The sequence below is a fragment of the Agrobacterium sp. CCNWLW32 genome (assembly GCF_037083425.1).
Lineage (GTDB): Bacteria > Pseudomonadota > Alphaproteobacteria > Rhizobiales > Rhizobiaceae > Agrobacterium > Agrobacterium radiobacter.
The window spans coordinates 137,019-149,614 of record NZ_JBAOJM010000005.1 but is presented as its reverse complement, the minus strand read 5'-3'; the positions used below and the strand labels follow the sequence as shown (position 1 = coordinate 149,614).

The window sequence follows — 12,596 nt, the reverse complement described above, 5'->3', positions numbered from 1 at the left end:
AGCGGCGGCCGTGACGGAGATAAAGTCCCATGAATTCGAGCGCTTCGCCGAAAATCCGGCGGAGCGCTTTCGCATTTTCGTGCTCTACGGCCCGGATCGCGGCCTCGTGTCGGAACGGGCGACCCTCATCGCCAAAAAGACCGGTATCGATCCCGACGACGCTTTCGCATCGCTAAAGCTGACCGCATCCGATCTGCAGGGCGACCCTGGCCGCCTGCTCGATGAAGTGAACGCCATCGGTCTTTTCGGCGGTGAAAAACTCGTCTGGGTCAAAGGTGCCTCAGCCGAAAAGGCGCTGGTGGATGCCCTCCAGATTCTGGCGGAAACGCCGCCGGAAGCGAGCTTCCTGATCATCGAAGCGGGCGATGTCAAAAAAGGTACCGGACTGCGCAAGATCGCGGAGCCTGCGCGCTCCATCGCCGCGATCCCCTGTTATGCCGACGATGCCCGCTCGCTGAATGCACTGATCGATCAGGAACTATCCGCAGACAATCTCCGCATCGCGCCTGCTGCGCGGCAGAGGCTGATAGAATCGCTCGGCGGCGACCGTATCGCTTCGCGCAATGAAATCCGTAAGCTCGCGCTCTATTGCCGTGGCGCGGACGTGGTCGAAGAAGACGACGTTCTCTCCATTATCGGCGATGCCAGCACGGTCTCCGCCGACGATGCCGTTGACGCCATCCTGAAAGGCGACAGAAACGCCTTTTTCCATGCGACGCAGAAGATCGTCTCTTCGAAGACGCCGATCTTCCTTGTGCTCCAGGGATGCCTCAAGCAATTCCAGCTGCTCGACCAGATGCGGGCCGAAATGGATGAGAAAAAACTGCAGGCCGGCCAGGTCATGCAGACGCTTGGACGCCACATCCACTTCCGCAGAAAACCCGTCATCGAAAGAGCGCTGCGAACGTGGCAGCCAGCGGCGATTGCCCGCGAGATGAACCGTCTGCAGGCCGCCATCCTGCAAAGCCGCCAGCGGCAAAGCCTGGAGGAAAGCGTGGCCCTTCTGACATTGCTCTCCACCACGCTCCAATCCGGCCGCGGCGGATAAACAAAAAGCCCTCGTGCTGGGTGCAACGAGGGCTTTTCAAATATTTGTACAGGACCTTCGTAAATCCGAGGTCAGTCGCCCTTACCGGGCTCGGCAGAGAAATAAAGCTCCAGCTTGCCTTCAACTCCGTCCATTTCCTTGGCTTCCGCCATCGGGTCGCGCTTGATTGTGATGTTCGGCCAGATTGCCGCATATTCGGCATTGAGCTTCAGCCACTTGTCGAGACCCGGCTCCGTATCGGGCTTAATAGCCTCGGCGGGACATTCCGGTTCGCACACACCACAATCGATGCATTCATCGGGATTGATCGCGAGGAAATTTTCACCCTCGTAAAAGCAGTCGACGGGGCAGACCTCAACGCAATCGGTATATTTGCAGCGGATGCAATTGTCGGTCACGACATATGTCATGATGAACTCCAGAATATGCAGGCCGGGTCTTTGGGCTTCGGAACACAAGCCGTCGCCCGGAATTCAGACAGGGCAATTTCGCAAGTGACGTAATGCCTTTGACTACAGATAGCAAGGATAAACAATTCTGAAAAACGGGTGCGACTTGGAGGTTTATTCTAATCTTTGCTTCCGTCGCTATCAGACAGAAACCTGTCGAGCGCCCTGCGCTCTTTTTTAGTCGGACGCCCGCTGCCCGGCTGGCGCAACGCCTGCTCGAGAGGCGTCAGCCTGTCGGAAGGTTCCCGTGGCGGTGTCTGGTCGTCATAGAGAAGTCTGGCTTCCTCATAGGGCCCACGCCGTGTTCCGCCGGACTTGACGACGAGCAACTTGTCCATGCGCTCGAAACCGATATCGAGCCTGTCACCCGCCTTCACCGCATGGCTGGGCTGGCGGATGGTAACCCCGTTGACCTTGACGTGGCCCGACTGAATGTAGCCTTGGGCAAGCGAACGGGACTTGGCCATACGGGCAAAGAACAGCCACTTGTCCAGACGCTGTCGCGTGCTTTCCAGTGGCTGTTCGCTGCTTCCCATAGGCTTACTTCTTCAGCTGCTCCTTGAGAGCAGCGAGCTTTGCGAAAGGTGAATCCGGATCGAGCGGCTTCTCCTTGCGCGGCGGCTTGGCTTCGAAGCGCTGCTGCCCCTGCGGCTTTCCGCCACGGTCATTGCGTTCCGGCCGGTCCTTGCGCTCCCCGCGATCATGACGATCATTGTTGCGGTTGTTGCCACGGTCGGGACGTCCGCCATCACGCTTGCGCTCGCCGTCGCCACTGCGATTGGCAGCTTCGCGGTTTGCACCGTCACGATTGCCGGGACGGCCTTCACCGCGACGCTCACCCTGTTCGCGGGCTCCCTCACCACGGCCTTGACCGCGATTGCCGGGACGACGGTTTTCGCCACGCTGATTTTCGTTGCGACCACCCGGACGCCACAGAAGGACAGGCTTGGGCTCGGCGGCCTCGGCGTTTTCCGACGCAGCCTCGGCTGCAGCAGCCTCTTCGCTGGCAGCTTCCGCAACCGGCGCCTCGGCAGCTTCGCCTTCCGCAACAGTCGCCGTTTCGGACACCTGCTCTTCGGAAGCCGGCTCGTGCTCCTCGGTCTCGATGCTTTCCTCTTCTGCCGTCGCCGCTTCTGCAGCAACCGGGGCAGAGGCACCGGCGTGACTGGCGAGGAAGGCCTGCGCCTCTTCCGCCGTCACCTGGTCGGCGCGGTAACCGAGACCCTTCAGAATTTCTTCCATGTCGTCGAGCGTCGCGCCGAGAATGGAAAGCATGGCTGTCGTGGTCGTGAAACGGCGACCGTCATAGGCGCCTTCCGGACGCGGCTGCTGGCCGGGCTTCCATTGCAGGAGCGGACGGATGAGATCAGCCAGACGCTCGAGAATGTCGATACGCACGGCGCGCTTTCCGAGGAAACGGAAACCGGCGAGCTTATAGAACATGCGCTCGAAGCTGGCATCGGTGACGACCGATGTACGGCCGGCGGCAAGCACCGGAATGAGATCGCCGTAACCCGGCTTGCCAAGGCCATCATTCTTCAAAGCCCAGAGCAGCGTGACGAGCTCCGCCGGAGCGGGCTTGAGAAGCGCGGGCAGGAAAACATGGTAGGCGCCGAAACGCACGCCGTAACGGCGCATGGAGGCGCGCGCGTCCTGGTCGAGAGACTTCACGTCTTCGGCAACGTCGCGGCGGAACAGCACGCCAAGATTTTCGACCAGCTGGAACGCCAGGCCCTTCGCCAGACCCTGAAGGTCTTCGGCGCGGGAAATATCGTCCAGCGGCTTCAGCACGGTCGCAATCTGATGATTGACGAAACGCTCGACGCGCGCCAGCGCGTGATCACGGGCATTGCCGCTCAACTGCTCGTCGGCAAGCAGGATCACCCGCGGCTTCATGATGTTGTCGCCGGCCGAAAGGCGGGCTACCGGCTCGCCCAACCAGCGAACCAGACCATCGGAGCTCAAAGCGAGATCGCCATTTCCACTGGCATGCAGACGCGCAGCACGCGCCTCGTATTCGAGCGCGAGCGCCTTCTGCGCCGCAGCCTGCACGGCCTTCTGATCCGGCCCTTCCATTCCCGGCACCGGCGTGAACCGGAACCCGGCCAACTGGCCGACGTGATGTCCTTCTACAAAGACATCACCATTTACACTGATTTCAGCTTCAAGCATCGCATTCTCTCTCAGGCGCCTCATGAGCACAGATGTCCTGCGATCAACAAAGCGTTTCGTCAACCTTTCATGTAGCGCATCGGACAATCGATCCTCGATTTCCCGAGTCTTTTCTTGCCAGTGTGTCGGATCGGCAAGCCATCCTGGGCGGTTCGATACATAAGTCCATGTTCTGATCTGCGCAATCCTCGCAGACAAGGTATCGATCTCTCCATCCGTCCGGTCGGCGCGGCGCACCTGCTCGGCCATGAAATCCTCATTCACCGCCCCCCGTTTGACGAGGTCGAAATAGAGCGTGGAGATCAGGTCGGCATGCTGTGCGGGGGCGATGCGGCGATAATCGGGCAGCGCGCAGGCCTCCCAGAGCTTTTCCACCCGCGAATCGGTGGTCGTCACATCAATGATCTCAGGATAACGCGACAGATATTCCAGCGCCTGCTGGTCAATTGCCGGCAGAGCGCGCGAAAGTCCCTGGATCGCCGGTGCGGCGTCGAGGCTCAGGCGCAGATTGGCGATGGAGGAAAAATCGAAATTTTTCGTCCGCCATTGCAGCACCTTCACCGCGTCGAACTGATGGGTTTCGATCCGCTCCACCAATTCGTCATCGAACGGATCGACACGCCCCGTCACACCGAATGTACCGTCGCGAAGGTGGCGACCGGCGCGGCCGGCAATCTGGCCGATCTCGCCGGGATTGAGATTGCGGAACTGATAACCGTCGAATTTGCGGTCCTGTGCGAAGGCGACATGATCGACATCGAGGTTGAGACCCATGCCGATGGCGTCCGTCGCGACAAGATATTCGACATCGCCGGACTGGTAGAGACCCACCTGCGCATTGCGCGTGCGTGGCGAAAGCGCACCCAGCACCACGGCTGCGCCACCGCGCTGGCGGCGCACCAGTTCGGCAATGGCATAGACCTCATCGGCGGAAAAAGCGACGATCGCCGTGCGCTGTGGCAGACGGGTTATCTTCTTCTGACCCGCATAAAAAAGCTGCGACAGGCGCGGACGTTCCACCACGGTAATTCCGGGCAGCAGCTTTTCGAGGATAGGGCGCATCGTGCCCGCGCCGAGCAGCAGCGTTTCCTCCCGCCCGCGCAGATGCAGCACCCGGTCGGTGAAGATATGCCCGCGCTCGAGATCACCCGCCAGCTGCACCTCGTCGATCGCGACGAAGGCGGCCGTCGTCTCGCGCGGCATGGCTTCAACCGTGCAGACGGAATATTTGGCTTTGGGAGGTGAAATCTTTTCTTCGCCGGTAATCAGCGCCACATTCGGCGCCCCAACCTTTTCAACGAGGCGGGTATAGACCTCCCGCGCCAGAAGACGCAGCGGTAGGCCGATGACACCGCTGCCATGCGCGACCATCCGCTCGATCGCGTAATGGGTCTTGCCGGTATTGGTGGGGCCGAGAACGGCCGTGACACCGCGGCCGCTCAGGATCATGGGGCGAAAATTCAACGTACTATCCGCGAATCGACTTCATCTGCTTGCCGTGCCGCTCACCATTGCTGATGCGGGCCGCACGCACCACACATGGCAACGCCCGCTGACAAAGGCAATAGGCCTTGCCCGCAAAGTGGCGCAAGGCGACCGATCCACGGAATTTTCCGTGCAGATTCAGCAAGTTGAAGAAACAAAAAGAATCCGGCGAAAATCGAATCGATTCGGCTACGGAACAGTCTGCGAACGAATCGAATACGAATCGCTGACTCCGCATGATTCAGCTTTTGTTCTCCGCAATATCTGGTTGGCGAGCGCGCGGCCCATACCAGATTATGAATCCGGATAAGTCCTTGGCCGGATTCATCTTTACGGAAGGGCGTCGGGGCAGAAAATACCGGGATAGGCTGTCAAGCGGCAATCCCGGAAAAGCCGATCCGAAATATATGCGAAGGGCTGGATCAAAGCGCCTCGCCGACAAGCAGACGCGGCGCATTCGCATCCGTCGTGCCGGCGGCCTGACCGATGAAATAGGATTTCAGACCCGGCAAACGATCCACGACGCCGAGACCGAAATCACGCATGACACGGATAGGACCAATATCATTGGAGAAAAGCCGGTTCAGCACATCGGTCGTCACGCCCATCCGCAACGTATCGAAACGCCGCCAGGACTGGTAACGCTCCAGAACATTGAGAGAGCCAATATCGAGGCCCAGACGGTCGGCCTCGACCACCGTTTCCGCGAGCGCCGCCACATCCTTGAAGCCAAGATTGAGACCCTGCCCGGAAATCGGGTGAATGCCATGCGCCGCGTCACCCGCAAGCGCAAACCGTGGCGCGACGAAGGAGCGCGCCAGCGTCAGCCCCAGCGGGAAGGCGCGGCGGGGACCGACGGGACGCAGAGGACCGAGCTTGTGACCGAACCGGCGCTCCAGCTCTTCTTCAAACACCAGATCGTCGGAGGCCACCAGCCTGTCGGCATCGGCCGTGCGTTCGGTCCAGACGAGCGAAGACCGGTTTCCCTTCAAGGGCAGGATGGCGAAGGGGCCCGATGGCAGAAAATGCTCCTCCGCACAACCCTCATGCGGCCGCTCATGCTCAACGGTCGTCACGATACCGGACTGATCATAAGCCCAGTGCACGGTCTTGATGCCAGCCATGTCCCTGAGTGCCGAGCGAACCCCGTCACAGGCAATCAGCAATCGCGATTCGAGCATTGACCCGTCGGAAAGGCTGATGGCCGTCGACTGCGGCCCCGCGGCGAAATCGGAAACACTGAGACCGTGGCGGATTTCTATGCCAAGGCGTTCGCACAGGCCCCGCAACGCCCCCACCAGAGCGACGTTCGGAACCATATGGGCAAACGGCCTGCCCTCTTCTACGGCACCGTCGAACGTCAGGAACACGGGACGCACCGGATCGGCGGTCTTCGAATCGGTGACGATCATCTTGTGGATCGGCTGGGCTTCCGGCTCAATCTCGCTCCAGATGCCGAAAACATCGAGCATCCGGGTGGCCGCCGCGATGATGGCGGACGCACGGACGTCCTTTACCCAGACATCCTCGGGAGCGGCCTCGACCACCTGCACATTAAGATGCCGGGCCGCCTGCTTGATTGCAACAGCAACGGAAAGACCGACATATCCGCCGCCTGCCACCACTACGTCCAGCATCACGCTTCTCCTCAAATCTTGTGCACGCATCATCGGCGCACTATAGACCATGTGACGTCTTCCTACAGCCGGAGCAGGCCGAAAAAATGTCGCATCCCTCGCAAACGTCAGACCCGATGGCCAATCTCATCGCCACGCTCGATCTCGAGAAGCTGGAGGAGAACCTGTTCCGGGGCGAAAGCCCGCAAATCGGCTGGCAGCGGGTTTTCGGCGGTCAGGTCATCGCGCAGGCCCTGATTGCCGCCCAAAGGACCGTGGATGACGACCGTTTCGTGCACTCGCTGCATGCCTATTTCATGCGCCCGGGCGATCCGCTGGTGCCCATCGTATACCAGGTAGAGCGCATCCGCGATGGCGCGAGTTTCTGCACCCGCCGTGTCGTCGCCATTCAGCATGGCAAAGCGATTTTTTCCATGTCTGCTTCGTTTCAGATTTTCGAGGATGGTTTCGACCATCAGATCAAGATGCCTGATGTGACGCCGCCCGAAAAGCTGATGAGCGAAGAGCAGATGCAGGCGGCCTTCCTCGCCAAGGCGCCCGCTTCAATTCGCAAATACTGGAGCAACAAGCGGCCGATCGAGATAAGGCCGGTTTCGCTGACCCACTATATCTCGAAAGAAAAGCTGGAACCGCAGCAGGATATCTGGGTCCGCGCCGTCGGCGACGTGCCGGATGATCCGCGTCTGCAGTCGGCCATTCTCGCTTATCTCTCAGATATGACCCTGCTCGACACCTCGCTCTACGCCCATGGAACAACGATCTTCGATCCCTCCATTCAGGTGGCGAGCCTCGATCACGCCATGTGGTTCCACCGCCCCTGCCGTCTGGACGACTGGCTGCTTTACACACAGGATAGCCCCAGCGCTTCCGGCGCTCGTGGTTTGACCCGTGGCAATATTTTCACCAGACAGGGTGAACTGGTCGCTTCCGTGGCGCAGGAGGGTTTGATCCGCAAAAGGGCAAATGATTAAATAATGTGCTTTTTCTGAAAATCGCACATTTAATAGACGCAAATTTTGGCGACAAATGCCCCTTTTTCAGACGCCTTTCATATAAGTTTTATATTTCAATACGTTAGATACACACTCAAAACTGGCACGCCCTTTGAATGTATGTCCTCAGTCGCTGTTACTGATCTGCCAGCGGCAGGAGAGTCGGCTCCGTGCCGAGGACAAAACAAAGGATGGGAAACCAGATGAAAATTGTGATGGCCATTATCAAGCCGTTCAAGCTGGATGAAGTGCGCGAAGCGCTCACCGGCGTCGGCATCCAGGGCCTGACCGTGACCGAGGTAAAGGGTTACGGACGCCAGAAGGGGCATACCGAGATTTATCGCGGCACGGAATATGCGGTGAGCTTCCTTCCCAAGCTGAAGATCGAGATCGCAGTTCCATCCGACGTCGTCGACAAGGCCGTCGAGGCGATCGCGTCTGCGGCAAAGACCGGGCAGATCGGTGACGGCAAGATCTTCGTCTACTCTATCGAACAGGCCGTGCGCATCCGTACCGGCGAAACCAACACAGAAGCGCTTTGAAGCACGGCTGACAGGGGAGTTTTCTAACTATGCAACTCAACAAATTTTCCACGCTCGGCAAGCTGGGCGCCGCAGCGGCGGCCCTGATGGCGCCGGCCATCGCCTTTGCCCAGGATGCCGCGCCGGCAGCAGCCGCAGCGCCCGTTCCTGAAAAAGCCGACACCGCATTCATGTATGTCGCGACGATCCTCGTGCTGTTCATGATCCTTCCGGGTCTGGCGCTGTTTTACGGCGGCCTCGTCCGCACGAAGAACATGCTCTCCGTTCTCATGCAGTGCACCGTCATCACCGCGGTCATGATGCTCATCTGGGTCATCTACGGCTATTCTTTTGCCTTTGGCGGCGGCACCGGCCCCTATTTCGGCGGTTTCGGCAAGCTGTTCCTGTCGGGCGTTTCGCTTGACAGCACCTCGGCAACCTTCTCCCAGGGCGTCGTGATCTACGAATACACCTTCATCGCCTTCCAGATGACCTTTGCGGCCATCACCCCGGCGCTGATCATCGGTGCCTTCGCAGAACGCGTGAAGTTCTCCGCCGTCATTCTCTTCACCATCCTGTGGGCCACCTTCGTTTACTTCCCGATCGCTCACATGGTCTGGGATGCGAACGGCCTGATCTTCGGCATGGGCGCTCTCGACTTCGCCGGCGGCACGGTCGTTCACATCAATGCCGGTGTAGCGGGCCTGATCGGCGCGATCATGGTTGGCAAGCGTACCGGCTTCGGCAAGGACATGATGGCCCCGCACTCCATGACGCTGACGCTGGTTGGCGCAGCCATGCTGTGGTTCGGCTGGTTCGGCTTCAACGCCGGCTCCAACCTCGAAGCATCTGGCGGTGCGGTTCTTGCAACCATGAACACCTTCCTCGCCACTGCAGCAGCCATCGTTTCCTGGTCGCTGGTTGAAAGCTTCACCCGCGGCAAGGCTTCCATGCTGGGCGCAGCTTCGGGCATGATCGCCGGCCTCGTCGCCGTAACGCCTGCGGCCGGTTCCGTCGGACCCATGGGCGCTATCGTTCTCGGCCTCATCGTCTCGCCGATCTGCTACTTCTTCGTCTCGGTTGTGAAGAACAAGTTCGGCTACGACGACACAGCTGACGTCTTCGGTGTCCACGGCATCGGCGGCATCATCGGCGCCCTCGGCACCGGCATCTTCACGTCTCCGCTGCTTGGCGGCACGGGCAAGGCCGATTTCTCCATCGCCTCGCAGGTCTGGACGCAGTTCGTCGCCGTCGCCATCACCATCGTCTGGTGCGCCATCGTCTCGGCGATCCTCTACAAGATCGTCGACGTGATCGTTGGTCTCAGGGTTCCGGTCGAAGCCGAACGCGAAGGTCTCGACCTCGCGACCCACGGCGAAGCCGCCTACCACTCCTGATATCACGGAAGAGGGGTTCTCCATCCCCTCTTCCAAAAGAAGGCCCGCTTCGGCGGGCCTTTTTCTTTGACGCAAATCCGTGAACGCTCAAAAAACCGCATGGTTAATACGACATTAACCAGCAAGCGGTTAGTTTTCCCTGTCAATCCGGGATTTGGTCACCAGCCGAATCTTGCCGAAACCAAGAAAAGCGACGGGTTCAGGGACATGGGCAGAATGCATTCTCCGACATTCGATGGTCGTCACACACGCTTCGTGCTGACGGCGTTTTTCGTGCGTCAGATCATGGCTCTGGCCGGTTTCGCTATGCTGGCCACGATCGCGCTGGGCATTGCCGCACTCGCCACATGGAATGTGGCGGATCCGAGCCTCTCCTATGCGACAGGAAACCAGCCTACCAATCTTCTGGGTTACGGTGGTGCGATTTTCGCCGATATCGTGATGCAGTTCCTCGGGCTTTCCGCAATCATCTCGCTTCTCCCGGTCATCGCCTGGGCGATCGCGCTGATCGCCAATCGTAAATTCCACCGCATACCCGTCCGCCTCGTGGCCTGGATCGCTGGCGCCATTGTCTGCGCCGCCTCGCTCGGCTGTTTTCCTGCCCCCGTCACCTGGCCGCTTCCGAACGGCATCGGCGGTGTCATCGGTGACATGATCCTGCGTTTTCCCGCCCTTTTTATCGGCGCTTACCCCACCGGCACGATCGCCACGGTACTGGGTGTCATATTCGCGGCACCGGCTGCCTGGCTGATGCTGTTTGCCGCCGGTATTGTGGGCGGCCTGGACGATGAACTGGAGCGGGAAGAAGCCGCTCCGGTCACCACCAGCAAGGCCCGCGCAGCCCGTGAAGTCGAAGAGGATGACGAAGACGACGGCGAAGGCTTCTTCGCCAATATGCTCGCCTTCGGCGCGCTTACGCATTATTGGTACATCACCCAGGCGCGCTTGCGCCGCCTGTTCGGCCTGAAGTCGAAGTCCCTGCACGATGAGTTCGAACATCCCTATGACTTCAACGAATATGAGTTCGGCACGCTGAACGAACCTTCTCGCCTCAAGACCGCAATCAACCGCCTCGACCAGCGCGCAGAGCCGTCTTTCGAAGAACGCGCCGCATCGCGTCGCCAGATGTCACCTCCATCCATCGCGCTCGATCATGACGAGGACATGGATAACGAACCGCCCTTCGACGCGGACGAACGCCGTCTGCCGGACGGCATTCTCTCCGACGACGAGGCCGACCAGAAATTCACCGCCAGACAGGTGCCGGGACGCGGACAGCCCAGAATAACAGCACCTTCCGCACGACCGAAGCCCAGCGAGCGCGTGGCAAGGGAGGCGCAGGCCTCCTTCATCGCCGCAGACGGTTTCCAGCTGCCAACCGTCCATCTTCTGGCAGAACCGAAGAATGTCGTTCGCGACAATATGCTGAGCGAGGAAGTGCTGGAACAGAACGCCCGCCTTCTGGAAGGCGTTCTCGAGGATTTCGGGGTCAAGGGCGAAATCATCCATGTCCGCCCCGGCCCGGTCGTCACGCTTTACGAACTGGAACCGGCGCCCGGCATCAAATCCTCGCGCGTCATCGGTCTTGCTGATGACATCGCCCGCTCCATGAGCGCGATTGCCGCCCGTGTCGCCGTCGTTCCCGGTCGCAACGCCATCGGCATAGAACTGCCGAACCAGACGCGCGAAACCGTGTTCCTGCGCGAACTGATCGGCAGCCGCGATTTCGAAAACAGCAAGGCGAAGCTCGCCATGGCGCTCGGCAAGACCATCGGCGGTGAACCCGTCATCGCCGATCTTGCCAAGATGCCTCATCTGCTGGTCGCCGGCACCACCGGCTCGGGCAAGTCGGTTGCCATCAACACCATGATCCTGTCACTGCTCTACCGCATGTCACCGGAGCAGTGCCGCCTGATCATGATCGATCCGAAAATGCTCGAACTGTCGATCTATGACGGCATTCCGCATCTGCTTTCTCCGGTCGTTACCGATCCCAAAAAGGCCGTGGTGGCTTTGAAGTGGACGGTGCGCGAGATGGAAGAGCGCTACAAGAAAATGTCGAAGATCGGCGTGCGCAATATTGACGGCTTCAACAGCCGCGTGCAGCAGGCGCTCGACAAGGGTGAAATCCTTACCCGCACGGTCCAGACCGGCTTCGACCGCCAGACTGGTGAGGCGATCTACGAAACGGAAGAGTTCGACCTGAAGCCACTGCCTTATATCGTCGTCATCATCGACGAGATGGCAGACCTGATGATGGTTGCCGGCAAGGACATCGAAGGCGCGGTGCAGCGCCTGGCGCAGATGGCGCGTGCCGCCGGCATCCACGTCATCATGGCCACCCAGCGTCCGTCCGTCGATGTCATCACCGGTACGATCAAGGCAAACTTCCCAACCCGCATCTCCTTCCAGGTGACGTCGAAGATCGACAGCCGCACCATCCTTGGAGAACAGGGCGCCGAACAGCTGCTCGGCATGGGTGACATGCTCTATATGGCGGGCGGCGGGCGCATCCAGCGCGTGCACGGCCCCTTCGTTTCCGACAATGAAGTCGAAGAAATCGTCGCCTATCTGAAGACACAAGGGTCGCCGGAATATCTGGAAGCGATTACCGAGGAAGACGACGAGGAAGGCAATGCCGGCGGCCCGGCCGGCGCAGGCAACTTCTCCGATTCCGAAGACCCCTACGATCAGGCCGTGGCCGTCGTGCTTCGCGATGGCAAAGCCTCCACCTCCTATGTGCAACGGCGTCTCGGCATCGGTTACAACCGCGCCGCCTCGCTGATCGAACGCATGGAGCAGGAAGGCATCATCGGTCCCGCCAATCACGCCGGAAAACGCGAAATCCTCGTGCCAACGGAAGCAGACATCATCGAGCGGTAACGTCCGCAACCA

General features: G+C 59.9%; 10 protein-coding genes. 6 read left to right on the top strand and 4 right to left on the bottom strand.

Annotated features, from left to right (window positions below):
- Positions 1-10: 10 nt before the first annotated feature.
- Positions 11-1,048: a DNA polymerase III subunit delta gene (gene holA, locus V6R85_RS13510; protein ID WP_111834619.1), complete on the top strand. Its 1,038-nt coding sequence runs from the start codon at positions 11-13 to the stop codon at positions 1,046-1,048.
- Between the two features lie 71 nt (positions 1,049-1,119).
- Here holA and fdxA read toward each other — a convergent pair whose 3' ends face one another.
- From fdxA to V6R85_RS13495, 3 genes are all read right to left on the bottom strand, one after another.
- Positions 1,120-1,458, bottom strand: coding sequence for a ferredoxin FdxA (gene fdxA, locus V6R85_RS13505; RefSeq protein ID WP_003505193.1), 339 nt, complete (start codon positions 1,456-1,458; stop codon positions 1,120-1,122).
- A gap of 158 nt (positions 1,459-1,616) precedes the next feature.
- Positions 1,617-2,033, bottom strand: coding sequence for an RNA-binding S4 domain-containing protein (locus V6R85_RS13500; protein ID WP_003505195.1), 417 nt, complete (start codon positions 2,031-2,033; stop codon positions 1,617-1,619).
- Between the two features lie 4 nt (positions 2,034-2,037).
- Complete coding sequence (locus tag V6R85_RS13495) at positions 2,038-5,118, bottom strand: helicase-related protein (RefSeq protein WP_003505197.1); 3,081 nt, start codon at positions 5,116-5,118, stop codon at positions 2,038-2,040.
- Between V6R85_RS13495 and V6R85_RS13490 the strand changes: the two genes are divergently transcribed.
- Entirely contained in the window at positions 5,117-5,464 is a 348-nt protein-coding gene (locus tag V6R85_RS13490) for a hypothetical protein (protein WP_020811742.1), read from the top strand. The genes V6R85_RS13495 and V6R85_RS13490 overlap by 2 nt on opposite strands.
- Before the next feature lie 112 nt (positions 5,465-5,576).
- Here the strand turns inward: V6R85_RS13490 and V6R85_RS13485 are convergent, their stop codons facing one another.
- Positions 5,577-6,902, bottom strand: coding sequence for a ubiquinone biosynthesis hydroxylase (locus tag V6R85_RS13485; RefSeq protein ID WP_423753527.1), 1,326 nt, complete (start codon positions 6,900-6,902; stop codon positions 5,577-5,579).
- On the opposite strand from V6R85_RS13485, the gene tesB reads away from it, so the two are divergent.
- The 4 genes from tesB (at position 6,878) to V6R85_RS13465 (ending at position 12,584) form a co-directional block, all read left to right on the top strand.
- Positions 6,878-7,762 carry an acyl-CoA thioesterase II gene (gene tesB, locus V6R85_RS13480; protein WP_003505201.1) on the top strand — a complete coding sequence of 295 codons (885 nt, stop codon included), beginning with the start codon at positions 6,878-6,880 and terminating at the stop codon, positions 7,760-7,762. The genes V6R85_RS13485 and tesB overlap by 25 nt on opposite strands.
- 212 nt (positions 7,763-7,974) lie before the next feature.
- Positions 7,975-8,325 (top strand): P-II family nitrogen regulator, encoded by a 351-nt coding sequence (locus V6R85_RS13475; protein WP_004444057.1) that lies wholly within the window; start codon positions 7,975-7,977, stop codon positions 8,323-8,325.
- A gap of 29 nt (positions 8,326-8,354) precedes the next feature.
- A complete protein-coding gene (locus V6R85_RS13470) occupies positions 8,355-9,701 on the top strand; it encodes an ammonium transporter (RefSeq protein WP_020810586.1) in 1,347 nt (448 codons plus the stop codon).
- Between the two features lie 216 nt (positions 9,702-9,917).
- A complete protein-coding gene (locus V6R85_RS13465; protein WP_162695548.1) occupies positions 9,918-12,584 on the top strand; it encodes an FtsK/SpoIIIE family DNA translocase in 2,667 nt (888 codons plus the stop codon).
- Positions 12,585-12,596: the final 12 nt, after the last annotated feature.